Here is a 15,304-nt window from a genome sequence, read left to right on the forward strand (position 1 = left end):
ACAGTTCTTGCAGGCAGCCCGGCATCCCCTGCCGCAGTGCCCGTGATGTCCGAGAACGAATCCGCCGGCGAAAAGACCGAACAACCCACCGAAAAACGCCTGCGCGAGGCCCGGGAACAGGGCAACCTGCCGCGTTCCCGCGAACTGGGGACCGCCGCGGTGTTCGGTGGCGGCGTGCTGGCGGTGATGGCCATGGGCGGCTCGATCGGCCGTGGTGCCACGCAATGGATGAAACAGGCGTTGAGTCCCGAGCAGGGGCTGCGGCAGAACCCGAAGGAACTGTTCGGCCACTTTGGCGACCTGCTGCTGCAGTTCATGCTGGTGATCACCCCGCTGGTGCTGGTCTGCCTGCTGGCCAGCTTCGTCGCCCCGCTGGTGATGGGCGGATTGCGCTGGTCGGCCAAAGCGATGATGCCCGACATCAATCGGCTGAACCCGCTGACCGGCCTCAAACGTCTGTACGGGCCGGAAGCCATCGCTGAATTCACCAAGTCACTGCTGCGCGTGGCGTTCGTGGGCGTCGCCGCCGGACTGGTGGTGTGGAGCGGCTTCGACACCCTGCGCGGGTTGATCCACCACCCACTGGAAACCGCCATCACCGATGGCCTGGGCTTCACCCTGCGACTGCTGCTGGCCACCGCCGGGGCAATGCTGGTGCTGGCGGCGATCGACGCGCCGTACCAGCGCTGGAACTGGATGCGCAAGCTGAAGATGACCCGCGAGGAACTGCGGCGGGAAATGAAGGAAAGCGAAGGCAGCCCGGAGGTGAAGGGCCGCATCCGCCAGCTCCAGCAGCAGATGGCCAACCGCCGGATGATGGAAGCGGTGCCCACCGCGGACGTGGTGGTGGTCAACCCGACCCACTACGCCGTGGCTCTGAAGTACGAGGGCGGCGCCATGAACGCGCCCACCGTGGTGGCGCTGGGCGTGGACGAGACCGCCCTGCGCATCCGTGAAGTCGCCGATGGCAACAAGGTCGCCATCGTCTCCGCCCCGCCTTTGGCACGCGCCTTGTATCGGGAAGGCCAACTCGGAAAGGAAATCCCCGTGAGACTGTATTCGGCCGTGGCCCAGGTCCTGTCCTACGTCTACCAGCTGCGCGCCTGGCGCACCGGCCCGATGCCGGGCGCCCCGCACATCGAGGTGGATGAATTCGGCAAGGGAGGCCGGGCATGAGCGCGCAGGCCTCGTCCGGATTCAACACCCGCCGGCTGCTGGAGATGATCCGCCAAGGCCTCGGCGCACCGCTGATCGTGCTGGCGCTGCTGGCGATGGTGGTGGTGCCGCTGGCGGCGCCCGTGCTCGATGCGCTGTTCACCTTCAACATCGCCATCTCGCTGATGGTGCTGCTGGCGGTGGTGTACGTGAAGCGCCCGCTGGATTTCACCATCTTCCCGATCGTGCTGCTGGTCACCACCATGCTGCGGCTGGCACTGAACGTGGCCTCCACCCGCGTCATCCTGCTCAATGGCCAGAACGGCCACGACGCGGCCGGCAAGGTCATCGCCGCGTTCGGTGAATTCGTGATCGGCGGCAACTATGCGGTCGGCATCGTGGTGTTCGCCATCCTGACCATCATCAACTTCGTGGTCATCACCAAGGGCGCCGGCCGTGTCTCGGAAGTGACCGCGCGCTTCATCCTCGACGCCATGCCCGGCAAGCAGATGGCCATCGATGCCGATCTCAACGCCGGCCTGCTGACGCGCGAAGAAGCCAAGCTGCGCCGCGAGGAGGTCCGCGAGGAAGCCGACTTCTATGGCGCGATGGACGGCGCCAGCAAGTTCATCCGGGGTGATGCGATTGCCGGCATCCTGATCCTGTTCATCAACATGCTCGGTGGCCTCGCCGTGGGCGTGCTGCAGCATGGCATGCCGTTCGGCGATGCCGCTGCGACCTACACCCTGCTGTCCATCGGTGACGGTCTGGTGGCGCAGCTGCCGGCCCTGCTGGTTTCCAGCGCAGTGGCGATGCTGGTCACCCGTGCCTCGCGCTCGCAGGACATGGCACAGGCGATGACCGGCCAGGTGTTCGGCCAGTACCGTGCCCTGGCCATCACGGCCGGCATCATCGGCCTGGTCGGCCTGGTGCCCGGCATGCCCAACGTCGCTTTCCTGACGCTTGCCTCCATTCTCGGCTTCATCGCCTGGAAGCTGTACCGGAAGGGACAGGCCCCGGCCCCGAGCGACGCTGCCGGCAGCGACCCCGGCGCGGTCAGTGCGCTGGGCCGACCGGCGGCGCCGGCCCCCACCGCGGAACTGAGCTGGGACGAACTGCGCCCGGTCGACCCGCTGGGGCTGGAGGTCGGTTACCGGCTGATTCCGCTGGTGGACAGCAATCAGGGCGGCGAACTCATGGCACGCATCAAGGGTGTGCGGCGCAAGCTGACCCAGGACGTGGGATTCCTGATTCCATCCGTGCACATCCGCGACAACCTGGAACTGCCGGCCAACGGCTACCGCGTGCTGGTGCATGGCGTGCCGGTGGCAACCGCCGAGATCCATCCCGACCGCGAACTGGCGCTGGACCCCGGCAGTGCGCTCGGCCCGCTGGACGGCATCGCCGGCAAGGATCCCGCCTTCGGCCTGGACGCTACCTGGATCCAGCCGCACCAGCGCGCCCAGGCCGAAACCATGGGCTACACCGTGGTCGACCCGGCCACCGTGGTCGCCACCCATCTTTCCCACCTGATCCGCGAGCATGCGCCGGAGCTGCTGGGCCACGAAGAGGTGCAGCACCTGCTGGCCAACCTCGCCAAGAGCGCGCCCAAGCTCGTCGAAGATCTGACGCCCAAGGCGCTGCCGTTGTCGGCCGTGGTGCGGGTGCTGCAGAACCTGCTGGTGGAACGCATTCCGATCCGCCAGCTGCGCAAGATCGCCGAAGCACTGGTGGAGCACGCGCCGTCCAGCCAGGACCCGGCCACGCTCACCGCCGCAGTGCGCACCGCGCTCGGCCGCTTCATCGTGCAGGAGATCGCCGGAATGTCGGCGGAGCTGCCGGTGTTCACCCTCAACCCGCAATTGGAACGTGTCTTGCAGGAGTCCACGCAGGGCAACGGCGCCGCGCTGGAACCCGGGCTTGCCGAGCGACTGCATCAGAGTCTGGCCGAATGTGTCAGCAAGCAGGAAGCCCGCAACGAGCCCGCGGTCGTGCTGGTTCCCGGCCCGGTACGTGCCGCGTTGGCACGCCTGGTCCGTCACAGCGTTCCGTCGCTGTCGGTACTGGCGTACAGCGAAGTGCCGGAGGACAAGCGCCTGAAGCTGGTCGGAACGATCAGCTGACGCCGCCCACCGATGCGTCAGAAAACAGACACCACCTTCGAACCACCGCAACAGACAGATGCCAAGGGGAACCCGTTCCGTGCAGACCACCGACCACCCGCGTTCTCCCACCCCCACCCCGCCGTCCCCGTCCCGTGACCACAGCATGAAAATCAAACGATTCGTCGCCGCCGACATGCGCTCGGCCATGAACCTGGTGCGCAAGGAACATGGTCCCGATGCTGTGATCCTGTCCAACCGCCGGATCGAGGAAGGCGTCGAGATCGTCGCCGCAGCCAACTATGACGAGAGCGCGGTGCAACGCGCGCTGGAAGCCTCGCGGCGCGACGTGGCTCCGCCGCCGCCGAAACCGCGCACCGCCGCGGATGCAGTGATCGCCGCAGTCACCCGCCGCCGCTCCGCGACACCGGCCCAGCAGCCGGTGACCGCCACCACATCGGCCGTGGCCGCCCTCGCCCGCGCGGCCGTCGGTGCCACCGGCCGCACCCTGGACAGTGCGGACGAGATCGTGCCCACCCGCGGCAGTTCCGGCTTCGCTGCCACCCTGGCGCGTGCCACCGTCAACGATCCGGCACTGCCGGAGCAGATCTTCGCGCCGTTCGCGAGCGCCGTCGTGGCTCCCGCACCGGCGCCCGCCAACCGCGCCCGTTTCCTGATCGACCCGCCGCAGGACGAGCATCACGAATCCCCCGCGCCGGCAGTGCTGCCGCCGCCGCTGCCGATCACCGCTGCGGCCACTGCGCAGGCCGAGTCCGTGCACCCCGAGCCGCCGTACGCGCAGGACGTTGCCGAGACCACGCCAGCCCCTGCCGCTGCCGCTGAAGCGGAGACCGCGCCGGCCCCGGCGCCGCTCCTTGCCCCGGCGCCGGTACTGACGGTGGTTGCACAGGACGATGCCGAGATCCGCCAGCTGCGCCACGAAGTGGCCGGCATGCGCCAGGTCATCGAGCGCGAGATGAACCGCTTCACCGACGAGCGCCTGCGCGGCTGCCCGGTGCGGGCGACCGCCCTGGACCTGATGGACGAGTACGGATTCGATGCCGGGCTGGCCCGCGATGTGGCCATGCAGATACCGCTGGATACCGAAGCCCACCGGGGCCGCGGGCTGATGCTGGGCCTGATCTCGCGCAGGCTGCCGATCGCGCCGGTCGATCCGCTGGAAGAAGGCGGCGTGATCGCTCTGGTCGGTCCAACCGGGGCCGGCAAGACCACCACCATCGCCAAGCTCGCCTCGCGCTTCGCCGAGAAGCACGCGCCGCGCGATGTGGCCCTGGTCACCACCGACACACTGCGCATCGGTGCCCGCGAGCAGCTGTACGGCTATGGCCGCCAGCTCGGCATCGCGGTGCATGAAGCCAACAGCGGTACCGACCTGGACCAGCTGCTGGAGCGCCTGAAGGACTACAAGCTGGTGCTGATCGATACCGCCGGCCTGGGCCCGCGCGACCGCGCCCTGGCCGCCCAGCTGCAGTGGCTGCGTGCCGCCCGCCAGGTCCGCACCCTGCTGGTGTTGCCGGCCAATACCAGCTTCGGCGACATGGACGAGGTGGTGCGCCGCTTCGGCGCGGCCAACCTGCAGGGCCTGGTGCTTAGCAAGCTGGACGAGACCGGCCGCTTCGGCAACGCCCTGTCGGTCGCGGTGGACCACGCGCTGCCGATCACCTGGGTGACCGATGGCCAGGACGTTCCGGACGACCTGCACCGGGCCAGTGCGGCCAATCTTGTACTTCGCCTTGAAGATTTGCGCCGAGCGGCCGATATGCCCTGCAACCCGGAGTTGAACCATGCCGTCGCGTGAGTACGCCAAGCTGACCAAGACCTTCCCGCTGTCGGCCACCCGCAGCGAGCCGCTCGGCCCTGTGCGCACCATCGCCGTGACCGGCGGCAAGGGCGGCGTCGGCAAGACCAACGTCTCGGCCAACCTGGCCGTGGCGCTGGCCGGCATGGGCAAGCGCACGCTGCTGCTCGACGCCGACCTGGGCCTGGCCAACATCGACGTGATCCTGGGCCTGAATCCCACCCACACCCTGGCGGATCTGGTCGCCGGCCGCTGCTCGCTGGAAGACGTGATCGTCGAAGGTCCGAACGGCGTGCTGGTGGTGCCGGCCGCGTCCGGTCGGCGGCACATGGCCGAGCTGGCCCCGGCCGAGCACATCGGCCTGGTGAACGTGTTCTCCGAACTGGAACGCGAGCTGGACATCATGGTGGTGGACACCGCCGCCGGAATCACCGACGGCGTGCTGACCTTCTGCCAGGCCGCACAGGACACGGTTGTCGTGGTCTGCGACGAACCGGCCTCGATCACAGACGCCTACGCACTGATCAAGGTGCTGTCGCGCGAGCGCGGCGTGGACCGCATCCAGGTGGTGGCCAACATGGTGCGCGACCCCAACGAGGGCCGCGTGCTGTATGAAAAGCTGACCCGGGTCTGCGAGAAGTTCCTTGCCGATGTCTCGCTGAACTACCTGGGCTGCGTGCCGCAGGATGACTGGCTGCGCCTGTCGGTGCAGCGCCAGCAGCCGGTGGTGAAGGCCTATCCATCCAGCCCGGCGGCGCTGGCGATCACCGAGATCGCCCGTCGCACCGCCCGCTGGCAGGCCCCCACCGAGCCACGCGGTGGCGTTGAATTCTTCCTCGAGCGCATCCTCAAGCAACGCGGGGTGGCAGCATGAAAGGCGCGGCCCAGTACAGGGAAGTCCAGCGCTCGGCGGCGACCGAGGTCATCGCCCAGCACTCGGACCTGGTGCGGCGCATCGCCCATCACCTGGCCGCACGCCTGCCGGCCAGCGTCGAAGTGGACGACCTGATCCAGGCCGGCATGATGGGCCTGATCGAAGCCTCGCGCAGCTACGACGCCGACCAGGGTGCCTCGTTCGAGACCTATGCCTCGATCCGCATCCGCGGCTCGATGATCGACGAGATCCGCCGTGGCGACTGGGTACCGCGCTCGGTGCATCGGCGCGCCCGCGATGCTGCCGCCACCATCCGCCGCCTGGAGCAGACCACGGGCCGTGCAGCCAGTGCCACCGAGGTGGCGGCGGCCATGGACATGCCACTGCCCGAGTACCTGCGGCTGATGGAGGACGCCTCGCGCGGCCAGGTGCTGAGCCTGGAATCGCGCATCGAAGACCAGGGCGAACTGGACACCGTCGCCCAGGGCGGACCCACACCGCAGCAGGTCCTGGAACGTGGCGAATTCGGCCGCGAACTGGGCAAGGCCATCGGCCATCTGCCCGAACGCGAACAGCTGGTGCTCTCGCTGTACTACGAGCAGGAGCTGAACCTGAAGGAGATCGGCGCGGTGCTCGGCGTGAGCGAATCGCGCGTCTGCCAGATCCACGGCCAGGCCGTGCTGCGCCTGCGCGGCCGGCTGAAGATCTTCGAGGCCGCGGATGCCGGGCTTGAAGAATGAACATGCCCGCGGCGGCCACGGCCAGCGCGGGCGACTGAACAACAAAGGAACTCCGCTTTGAACAAGAACATGCGCATCCTGATCGTCGACGACTTCTCGACCATGCGTCGCATCGTCAAGAATCTGCTGGGCGATCTGGGCTTCACCAACACCGCCGAAGCCGAGGACGGGCATGCCGCACTGTCGATGCTGCAGAGCCAGCCATTCGACTTCGTGGTCACCGACTGGAACATGCCGGTGATGACCGGCATCGAACTGCTCAAGGCGATCCGCGCCGATGCCAAGCTCAAGACCCTGCCGGTCCTGATGGTCACCGCCGAGGCCAAGCGCGAGCAGATCATCGAAGCGGCGCAGAGCGGCGTGAACGGCTACATCATCAAGCCGTTCACCGCGCAGACGCTGGAAGAGAAACTGGGCAAGATCTTCGAACGCCTGGCGGCCAGCGCCTGATGGACGCCACGGTCGACAAGAACGCCCTCGCCCTGCGCCTGCAGGAAGCCCTCGACGCGCTCGAATCCGGCGACGAGAGCGCCTGGCGCCAGCGCATCGATGCCCTGGTGGCCGCACGCACGCAGCCGATGATGAGCGGCCTGTCACGGCTGGCCCGCGAACTGGGCCAGGCCCTGGGCGAACTGCCGACCGTCCCCAGCGAGGCGGGCGAGCTGGACGACGCCTGCGCGCGCCTGGACCATGTGGTGGCGATGACCGAACAGGCCACGCACCGCACCCTGGACCTGGCCGAAGAGTGCCGCAGCCTCACCGAACAGCTGCGCGCCGAAGGCCTGCAGCCGGGGCAGGATGCGCAGCTGGAACGCATCCGCCACAACCTGACCGAGATTGCCCTGACCCAGAGCTATCAGGACCTGACCGGACAGATCATCCGTCGCGTGGTCGGCATCGTCCGCCGCGTGCACGAAGGCTTTGGCGCGCTGGGCCTGCCACCGGAGCAGCATCGCACCGATCCGGCGCTGGCCGGACCGGCACTGAAGGGACTGGACCGCCACGCGGTCTCTCAGAACGACGCCGACGACCTGTTGTCGGACCTGGGACTGTAAGCATGAGCGCGGTATCCGACGACATCACCGCCGATTTCATCATCGAGGCACAGGAAATCCTGGATCGCCTCGGCGAACAGCTGGTGTCGCTGGAACAGGCGCCGCAGGACGCCGACCAGCTCAACGCCGTGTTCCGTGGCTATCACACGCTCAAGGGCGGCGCCGGCTTCCTCGGCATCACCGCCATGGTCGAGCTGTGCCATGCCGCCGAAGAGGCACTGGGCGCCGTCCGCGCTGGCCAGGCGGTGCTGCAGCCGCATCACTTCGATGCCGCACAGCAATCACTGGACTACCTGCAATCGATGCTGGATGCCGTGTCTTCCGGCAACGAACCCGGCTATGCCCCGCCGGACCTGATCGCCCAGTTCGACGTGCACGGCGCTGCTGCGCCGGCCGCCGCCGCTCCCGCAGCGGCCGCGCCCGCTGCCGGTGACCTGATCACCGACGACGAGTTCGAGGCCCTGCTCGATCAGCTGCACGGCAGCAACGCCCCCACCGCGGTGGCGACGCCTACCAAGGCCGACGATGGCCTGATCAGCGAGGATGAGTTCGAAGCCCTGCTGGACCAGCTGCACGGCGGCGCCGCCCCGGGCGCGAAACCCGTGGCTGCTCCGCCTGCGCCTGCACTGCCCGCACCGCGCCCCGCGGCCGCCGCTGCCAAGCCCGCGGCCAACAAGCCGGTGGCCGAGGCGGAGCACACCGTGCGCGTGGATACCAAGCGGCTGGATGCGATCGTCAACCTGATCGGCGAGCTGGTGCTGTCGCGCAACCGTCTCAAGACCCTGCGTGCGCGCCTGCGCGACGAGGAACTGGACCGCGCCGTGTCGACCCTGGACATCGCCACCGCGCGCCTGCAGTCGGCAGTGATGCGCACGCGCATGCAACCGGTCGGCAAGGTGTTCTCGCGCTTCCCCAAGGTCGCCCGCGATGTCGCCCGCTCGCTGAAGAAGGAAGTGGACCTGGAGCTGGTCGGCGCCGAAACCGAGCTTGACCGCAACCTGGTCGAGGCCCTGGCCGACCCGCTGGTGCACCTGGTCCGCAACGCCATCGACCATGGTGTGGAGATGCCCGATCTGCGCGAAGCACAGGGCAAGCCACGCATGGGTCACGTGCGTCTGTCGGCCCAGCAGGAAGGCGACTACGTCAGCATCGAGGTGCAGGACGATGGCGCCGGCATCGATCCGGAAAAACTGCGCGCGAAAGCACGCGAAAAGGGCTTGATCGACCCGGAGGCGGCGGCCCGGCTGAGCAGCGAGGAATGTCTGCACCTGGTGTTCCTGCCCGGCTTCTCCACCAAGCAGCAGGTGACCGACATCTCCGGCCGCGGCGTCGGCATGGATGTGGTGCAGTCGCGCATCCGCGAGCTCAGTGGGCAGATCCAGATCCAGTCGGAACTGGGCCGGGGCAGCCGCTTCCTGATCCGCGTGCCGCTGACCCTGGCGATCCTGCCAACCCTGCTGGTGCAGGCCGGCGAGGACGTCTATGCGCTGCCGCTGGCGCGCGTGATGGAAGTGCTGCATGCACCGCGCACCTCGCTGGGCTGGTTCGATGGCCGGGCGGTGCTGGATCGTCGCTCGCACACCCTGCCGCTGGTCGATCTGCGCCAGTGGCTGGATGTGACGCCCGCCGCCTCGGCGCTGCTCACCATCGTGGTGCTGCAGGCCGGCGAGGCGCGCTTCGGCCTGGTCGTGGACCAGGTCCGTGGGCGCGAGGAAGTGGTCATCAAGCCATTGCCGAAGGCCCTGCGCGGCCTGCGCGGCTACGCCGGTGCGACGCTGATCGGTGATGGCCGGATGGCCCTCATCCTCGACGTGGATGGCCTGCGATGACGCTCGCCGGGGGGGGGGCGGGGGGGGCGCCCCCCGCCCCCCCTCTCCCCCCCCCCCGCGGGGGCGCGGCCCCCCCCCCCGGGGCGAGCGCGCAGCGCGGCGCTTCACTCTTCGGCGAACGCGCCGCGCAGCAGGCCGGCGAAGTTGCGGATCAGCGGCGTCACTCCCTCACGGCGCCATGCCAGCTGCACCTCCGAGTGCGCGCCCGCATCGGCCAACGCGACAAAGCGCGCGCCTTCCACCCGGATGTGGTCGCACGAGGACGGCAGGATCGCCGCACCCAGGCCAGCCGCCGCCAGACTGATCAGCGTGGACGCCTCACCGGCTTCCTGCACGATGCGTGGAGTGAATCCGGCAGCCGCGCACAGCGCGATCATGTGGTCATGGATGCCGGCGCCGGCACTGCGTCGAAAGGCCACGAACGGTTCCTGCGCGAACGCACGCAGCGACAGCGTGCCCTGTTCCGGGAGCCGGCGCAGGGCAGGGTGGTCGGCATGCACGATCAACGCCAGCGGATCGACGAACAGGCTGTGCGCAACCAGTTCCGGCGGCAGCGCGCGCTTGCGGATGATGCCCACGTCCAGTGAACCGTCGAGCAGGGCGTCGATCTGCTGCAGCGTGTTCATCTCGCTCAGCTGCAGCCGCACCTGCGGATACTGCTGGCGGTAGCGGAGGATCGAGCGCGGAATCTGCGGCGACAGCGGTGTGGCCCGGGTCAGCCCGATATGCAGCTCACCCTGCTCGCCGCGCTGTGCGCGCTGCACCTCGTCCACTGCCGTCTCCACCTGCTGCACGATGGCCCGCGCGCGCTCCTGCAGCAGTTCACCGGCAGGCGTCAGCTGCACGCGGCGATGGCTGCGCACGAACAGGCGCGCCCCGATCAGGTCCTCCAGCTGGCGGATCTGCTGGCTGAGCGGCGGCTGCGACATGCCCAGCCGCTCGGCCGCCTGGCCGAAGTGCAGGGTCTCGGCAACGGCAAGGAAATAGCGCAGGTGGCGCAGTTCGATGGACATGCGCCCAGTCTATTCATCGCCAGCCGGAAATGAATCAGAGGTTGGATCTGACCCCGTGCCGACCAACGGTCGGCATCCGCCAACAGCAGCTGGCACTAAACAGCAGAGGGAAACTGTCGAAGGCGGGGGGGGGGGGGGGGGGGGGGCGCGGGCCGCCCCCCCCCCCCCCCCCCCCCCCCCCCCCCCCCCCCCCCCCCCCCCCCCCCCCCCCCCCCCCCCCCCCCCCCCCCCGTCCCACACATAGCCAGCTGTTGCCGTTGCTTCGGCTTGAGGCTTCGGCAGGTGCAGGGCGGCAGCCCTGCAAACCAGAACCCCCTCACCGCTCGGAGTGCCCGCTCTGGTCGTAATCGCGCGGGCTGAACAGTTCCGGCTGGATCAGCTCGATGAACGCTCGTGCCTGCGCCGACAGCGCCTTGCCGCGGCGCACGATCACGCCATAGCTGCGCTCCGGGAACCAGCGCTTCATCGACCGCGCCGCCAGCCGCTCGTGGTCGGTCTCGTTCAGGCACAGCGCCGGCACGATGGAAATACCCATGCCCATCGCCACGTACTGCTTGATTACTTCCCAGCCGCCCACCTCGAGGGCGACGGTGTACGCGATGCGATGGCGCTGGAACACCTGGTCGACCAGACGGTAGGTGATCTGCCGCTTCGGCGGCAGCACCAGCGGATAGCGGGCGATGTCGGCCAGCTCCAGCTCCGCGCCCCGGGCCAGCGGATGGTCATGCGGCGCGATCAGCACCTGCTCGAAACGATAGGCCGGGGCGTAGCTGAGGTCGGCGGGCACGTCGGTCATCGAGCCGATGGCCAGGTCAGCGGCGTCCTCGCGCAGCAGGTCGGTGCCGTCCGCGCTGATCGCGTTGTGCAGGGTCAGGCGCACGTCCGGGTGATGCATGCGGAAGCGCTCGACAATCTTCGGCAGCAGGTACAGGATGGTCGAACTGTTGGCCGCGATGTTCAGTTCGCCCGCATCCAGCCCGCGCACCTTGTCGCGGAAGCGCGCCTCCAGCCCGTCCAGGCTCTCCACCAGCGGTTGCGCCATTTCATACAGCAGCTGGCCCTCGCGGCTGGGCACCAGGCGGCGCCCGCTGCGCTCGAACAGCGGCACGCCCAGCTCCCGCTCCAGCGCCTGCAATTGCAGGCTGATGGCCGGCTGGCTGACGAAAAGCGCCTCAGCCGCCCGTGAGACTGAACCCAGACGCACGGTCTGGCAGAACGCACGCAAGGGCTTCAGGCGGTCGGATTTGTAGGAAAAACGAGGACTTGGCGAGCTGCGCGTGGTCATGGCGTAACGAGTATTAGCACAATTTATGTAAAGCATTGCAAAAACTGTTTTGCCAAATACTGAGCGCCAGCGGCACGGTGGAGACGTTCCCCACTGCTGGAGTCGTCCCATGTCCGCCGTCGCTTCCGCTGTTCCCTCCCCCGCCGCCAAGGCCACGCCCGGCATCGCCCTGGCGACCCGGGTGGCCGGCCAGGACACCCTGCTGCCGGCGCCGCTGCTGGCCCTGCTGGTGTCGCTGCACCGGGCGGTGGAGCCGGGTCGGCAGGCGCGGCTGCAGGCTCGCCGTGAGCGCCAGGCGTTCTTCGACCGCGGCGGCCTGCCGGACTTCCGTGAGGACACCGCCGCGATCCGCAGCGGCGACTGGACCGTCGCACCGCTGCCGGCCGCGCTGCAGGACCGCCGCGTCGAGATCACCGGCCCGACCGATCCGAAGATGGTCATCAACGCGCTGAACTCCGGCGCCAAGGTGTTCATGGCCGACTTCGAGGATTCGACCTCGCCGACCTGGCGCAACCTGCTGGCCGGGCAGCAGTCGCTGGCCGCTGCGGTGCGTGGTGACCTGGAGTACACCGCGGCCAATGGCAAGCACTACACCCTGCGCCCGTACGACGAGCAGGCCGTGCTGATCGTGCGCCCGCGTGGCTGGCATCTGGACGAGAAGCACGTCCGCATCGATGGCCAGTTCCTGGCCGGTGGCCTGTTCGACGCGGCGGTGTTCGCCTTCCACAACGCCCGCACGCTGCAGCGCAAGGATCGTGGCCCGTACTTCTACCTGCCCAAGCTGCAGAGCATGGAAGAGGCGGCCCTGTGGGAGACCGCGCTGTCGCACATCGAAGGCATGCTGGGCCTGCCGCACGGGCAGATCAAGGTGACCGTGCTGATCGAAACGCTGCCGGCGGTGTTCGAGATGGACGAGATCCTGCACGCGCTGCGCGACCGCATCGTCGGCCTGAACTGCGGGCGCTGGGACTACATCTTCTCTTACCTGAAGACCTTCCGCCGCCACGCCGACCGCGTGCTGCCCGAGCGCGGCCAGGTGACCATGACCCAGCCGTTCCTGAAGGCGTATTCGGAACTGCTGATCCAGACGTGCCACCGCCGGGGGGCACATGCGATGGGCGGCATGGCGGCGCAGATTCCGATCAACAACGACGCCGCTGCCAACGAGCAGGCGATGGCGCGTGTGCGTGCCGACAAGCTGCGCGAGGTGAGTGCAGGCCATGACGGCACCTGGGTCGCGCATCCGGCGCTGATTCCGGTGGCGATGGCGATCTTCGACGAGCACATGCCTGCGCCCAACCAGCACCACGTCCTGCGTCAGGACGTGCGCGTGGGCCGCGACGAACTGATCGCGCGTCCGCCGGGCACCATCACCCGCGCCGGCTTCGAGGGCAATGTCGAAGTCTGCGTGCGCTACCTGGCCGCGTGGCTGGACGGCAACGGTTGCGTGCCCATCCATCACCTGATGGAAGACGCGGCCACCGCCGAGATCAGCCGCAGCCAGTTGTGGCAGTGGCTGCATACCCCGGGCCAGCAGCTGGACGACGGCACTGCCATCGACCTGGCACTGCTCGACACCACCCTGGCGCAGTTGCCCGCACGCCTGGGTGATACCACGGCGCTGCCCGGCGGCGCGCGCATCGGCGAAGCCATCGCCCTGCTTGGCGAACTGAGCCGCAACGATGAACTGACCGACTTCCTGACCCTGCCGGCCTACGCGCGCATCGACTGATCCCCGCGCCCGTTTCCACGCCGCTTCCCTTCCCGCTGCACGCACCACTGAACTGGAGATAGACATGAGCACCCTGCCCACTGCCGAACAGATCCAGCACGACTGGGATACCAACCCGCGCTGGGAAGGCATCCAGCGCAACTACAGCGCCGCCGACGTGGTGCGCCTGCGCGGCACTGTCCATATCGAGCATTCGCTGGCCCGGCTGGGCGCGGAGAAGCTGTGGAAGTCGCTGCACGAGCGCGAGTTCGTCAACGCGCTGGGCGCACTGACCGGCAACCAGGCCATGCAGCAGGTCAAGGCCGGCCTGAAGGCCATCTACCTGTCCGGCTGGCAGGTGGCGGCCGATGCCAACCTGGCCGGGCAGATGTATCCGGACCAGTCGCTGTATCCGGCCGATTCGGTGCCGGCGGTGGTCAAGCGCATCAACAACACGCTGCTGCGCGCCGACCAGCTGCATCACGCTGAAGGCAAGGACGACATCGATTTCCTGCAGCCGATCGTGGCTGATGCCGAGGCCGGCTTCGGTGGCGTGCTCAATGCCTTTGAACTGATGAAGGCGATGATCGAAGCCGGCGCCGCGGGCGTGCATTTCGAGGACCAGCTGGCATCGGTGAAGAAGTGCGGCCACATGGGCGGCAAGGTGCTGGTGCCGACCCGCGAGGCCATCGAGAAGCTCAACGCCGCGCGGCTGGCGGCGGATGTGCTGGGTGTGCCGACCCTGCTGGTGGCGCGCACCGACGCTGAAGCGGCCGACCTGTTGACCAGTGACATCGACGGCAACGATAAGCCGTTCACCACCGGCGAGCGCACCGTCGAAGGCTTCTACAAGACCCGCAACGGCCTGGAACAGGCCATCAGCCGCGGCCTGGCCTATGCACCGTATGCCGATCTGGTGTGGTGCGAGACCGGCAAGCCGGACCTGGAGTTCGCGCGCAGGTTCGCCGAAGCCATCCATGCGAAGTTCCCCGGCAAGCTGCTGGCCTACAACTGCTCGCCGAGCTTCAACTGGAAGAAGAACCTGGACGACGCCACCATCGCCAAGTTCCAGAAGGAGCTGGGCAGCTATGGCTACAAGTTCCAGTTCATCACCCTGGCTGGTTTCCACGCGCTGAACTACGGCATGTTCAACCTGGCCCACGGTTACGCGCGCCGGCAGATGAGCGCCTTCGTCGAGTTGCAGGAGGCGGAGTTCGAAGCGGCCGAGCGCGGCTTCACCGCGGTCAAGCACCAGCGCGAGGTCGGCACCGGTTACTTCGACGCGGTCACCCAGGCGATCCAGCAGGGACAGTCCTCCACCACCGCGCTGACCGGTTCGACCGAAGAAGAGCAGTTCCACAGCGAACGCGCGGCCTGATCCAACGGTGGCCGTGCGATCGGCTGCCGACACCGCTCAGGGTGGCCAGGGAAGGGCCAGACAACGCCGGCCGGTCGGGGGACCTGCCGGCGTTGTTGTATCCCCTCGGCCCGGTCCCGCATGGCATCCGCGTCAATCGGGCGCACGCCTCGCCACGCAACTTGGCCCAAACCCTGTGAAGACGGGCATCAGCTTGATCCGGCAGGAATTTTTACGGACAGTCGTGCTCCCAAGGTGCAGCCCCCGGTCTCCACGCACCTACCGGCTGTCGATTCGTAAAAATGAGATAGGGCGCACACTTTAAAGCGGTGCTATGCTCCGCGGCTCACCAGGGGACGCTGGC

At 68.2% G+C, this 15,304-nt stretch carries 12 protein-coding genes; 10 read left to right on the forward strand and 2 right to left on the reverse strand.

Annotated features, from left to right (window positions below):
• Nucleotides 1-45: 45 nt before the first annotated feature.
• The 8 genes from flhB to ACVOMM_RS12685 all read left to right on the forward strand — a co-directional run bounded on the left by flhB (nucleotide 46) and on the right by ACVOMM_RS12685 (nucleotide 9,574).
• A complete protein-coding gene (gene flhB / locus ACVOMM_RS12650) occupies nucleotides 46-1,176 on the forward strand; it encodes a flagellar biosynthesis protein FlhB (protein ID WP_053520068.1) in 1,131 nt (376 codons plus the stop codon).
• Nucleotides 1,173-3,278 (forward strand): flagellar biosynthesis protein FlhA, encoded by a 2,106-nt coding sequence (flhA, locus tag ACVOMM_RS12655; protein ID WP_065176156.1) that lies wholly within the window; start codon nucleotides 1,173-1,175, stop codon nucleotides 3,276-3,278. The genes flhB and flhA overlap by 4 nt, the downstream gene beginning before the upstream one ends.
• 145 nt (nucleotides 3,279-3,423) lie before the next feature.
• Nucleotides 3,424-5,076, forward strand: a complete 1,653-nt coding sequence (gene flhF / locus ACVOMM_RS12660) for a flagellar biosynthesis GTPase FlhF (protein WP_180875118.1) — start codon at nucleotides 3,424-3,426, stop codon at nucleotides 5,074-5,076.
• Nucleotides 5,063-5,950: a MinD/ParA family ATP-binding protein gene (locus ACVOMM_RS12665; protein ID WP_053520065.1), complete on the forward strand. Its 888-nt coding sequence runs from the start codon at nucleotides 5,063-5,065 to the stop codon at nucleotides 5,948-5,950. The genes flhF and ACVOMM_RS12665 overlap by 14 nt, the downstream gene beginning before the upstream one ends.
• Nucleotides 5,947-6,690: an RNA polymerase sigma factor FliA gene (locus tag ACVOMM_RS12670; protein ID WP_053520064.1), complete on the forward strand. Its 744-nt coding sequence runs from the start codon at nucleotides 5,947-5,949 to the stop codon at nucleotides 6,688-6,690. Before ACVOMM_RS12665 ends, ACVOMM_RS12670 begins: the two co-directional genes overlap by 4 nt.
• Before the next feature lie 57 nt (nucleotides 6,691-6,747).
• Nucleotides 6,748-7,140, forward strand: coding sequence for a chemotaxis response regulator CheY (cheY, locus tag ACVOMM_RS12675; protein ID WP_053520063.1), 393 nt, complete (start codon nucleotides 6,748-6,750; stop codon nucleotides 7,138-7,140).
• A complete protein-coding gene (locus tag ACVOMM_RS12680; protein ID WP_053520062.1) occupies nucleotides 7,140-7,745 on the forward strand; it encodes a protein phosphatase CheZ in 606 nt (201 codons plus the stop codon). Before cheY ends, ACVOMM_RS12680 begins: the two co-directional genes overlap by 1 nt.
• Before the next feature lie 2 nt (nucleotides 7,746-7,747).
• A complete protein-coding gene (locus tag ACVOMM_RS12685) occupies nucleotides 7,748-9,574 on the forward strand; it encodes a chemotaxis protein CheA (RefSeq protein ID WP_164153067.1) in 1,827 nt (608 codons plus the stop codon).
• 104 nt (nucleotides 9,575-9,678) lie between these two features.
• On the opposite strand, the gene ACVOMM_RS12690 is transcribed toward ACVOMM_RS12685, so the two are convergent.
• Both ACVOMM_RS12690 and ACVOMM_RS12695 read right to left on the reverse strand, forming a co-directional pair.
• Nucleotides 9,679-10,587, reverse strand: coding sequence for a LysR family transcriptional regulator (locus ACVOMM_RS12690; RefSeq protein WP_053520468.1), 909 nt, complete (start codon nucleotides 10,585-10,587; stop codon nucleotides 9,679-9,681).
• Nucleotides 10,588-10,903: 316 nt separating this feature from the next.
• Nucleotides 10,904-11,872: a LysR family transcriptional regulator gene (locus ACVOMM_RS12695; RefSeq protein WP_053518611.1), complete on the reverse strand. Its 969-nt coding sequence runs from the start codon at nucleotides 11,870-11,872 to the stop codon at nucleotides 10,904-10,906.
• A 109-nt stretch (nucleotides 11,873-11,981) separates the two neighbouring features.
• On the opposite strand from ACVOMM_RS12695, the gene aceB reads away from it, so the two are divergent.
• Nucleotides 11,982-13,604: a malate synthase A gene (gene aceB, locus ACVOMM_RS12700; protein WP_053518609.1), complete on the forward strand. Its 1,623-nt coding sequence runs from the start codon at nucleotides 11,982-11,984 to the stop codon at nucleotides 13,602-13,604.
• A 64-nt stretch (nucleotides 13,605-13,668) separates the two neighbouring features.
• Nucleotides 13,669-14,961, forward strand: a complete 1,293-nt coding sequence (gene aceA, locus ACVOMM_RS12705) for an isocitrate lyase (RefSeq protein ID WP_053518608.1) — start codon at nucleotides 13,669-13,671, stop codon at nucleotides 14,959-14,961.
• The last annotated feature ends 343 nt before the right edge of the window (nucleotides 14,962-15,304 follow it).

The organism is Stenotrophomonas sp. STEN009 (assembly GCF_056760395.1).